At 65.9% G+C, this 1,104-nt stretch carries 1 protein-coding gene; it reads right to left on the bottom strand.

Annotation, left to right across the window (positions count from 1 at the left end; all coding sequences use genetic code 11):
• On the bottom strand, positions 1-1,095 hold a 1,095-nt coding region (locus EOA27_RS37560), incomplete at its 3' end, for a YHS domain-containing protein (RefSeq protein ID WP_127258856.1).
• Positions 1,096-1,104 lie beyond the last annotated feature (9 nt).

The following is a 1,104-nucleotide window of genomic DNA, read 5'->3' as shown; positions in this document are numbered from 1 at the left end:
TTCCAGCACGGTGCCGTCGACCGGAACGGCGTCGCCCGGACGAATGCGCAGCCGGTCGCCCGTCTGCACGCTGTCGAGCGGCACATCCTTCTCGGAACCGTCGGCGCCGATCAGACGCGCCGTCTTCGGGGCAAGGTCGAGGAGCGCGCGAATGGCCGAGCCGGTGCGCTCGCGGGCCCTGAGTTCCAGCAGCTGGCCGAGGAAGACAAGCGCGACGATGACGGCAGCGGCTTCGAAATAGACCGGCACGGCGCCGTCATGGCCGCGGAACTGATGCGGGAAGATGTCCGGAAACAGGGCGGCGACCACGCTGTAGAGATAGGCAGCGCCCACGCCCAGCGAAATCAGCGTCCACATATTGGGGCTGCGGTTGACAACCGATTCCCAGCCGCGGTGGAAGAACGGAAACGCCGCCCAAAGCACCACCGGGCTCGCCAGCGCCAGCTCTGCCCATGTCTTCGTCCGGCCGTCGATGAGACTTTCGAAGCTGAGGCCCAGCATCGGCGCCATGGCGAAGATCAGGAGAGGAGCGGAAAGCGCCGCGCTGACCCAGAACCGGCGCGTGAAATCGACCAGCTCGGGATTTGGGCCTTCATCGCCGGTCGGCACGCCCATCGGCTCCAGCGCCATGCCGCAGATCGGGCAGGAGCCGGGCTTGTCGCGGATGATTTCAGGGTGCATCGGGCAGGTGTACTGCGTGCCCTTCGGCATCGGCTGCGGCTCGGGCCGGCCGGCGAGGTATTTTGCCGGCTCCGCCTCGAACTTGCCTTGGCAAGCGGCGGAGCAGAAATAGAAGCCCTTGCCATCATGACGCACAAAGTGCCTGGCGCTGGCGCGGTCGACGCTCATGCCGCAGACAGGATCGGTGGCCGTCAGGTAGCTCTCCGGCTCGGCTACGAATTTCATGCGGCAGCGCTCGCTGCAGAAATGAAAGGTTCGTCCGCCGTGCTCGGCCGTCGGCTTGCCGGCCGCCGGATCGACCGTCATGCCGCAAACAGGATCGCGAATCACAGCTTCGGCCGCGGACGCTGCACCTTTCGCGGAGCAGCAGGATGCGCCATGCGAGTGATGATGGTTGTGGTCGGAATGGGTCATCAGCTGTCT

It is taken from the genome of Mesorhizobium sp. M2A.F.Ca.ET.037.01.1.1, from assembly GCF_003998075.1.
Taxonomy (GTDB): domain Bacteria; phylum Pseudomonadota; class Alphaproteobacteria; order Rhizobiales; family Rhizobiaceae; genus Mesorhizobium.
This window is presented reverse-complemented; position numbering and strand designations above follow the sequence as displayed.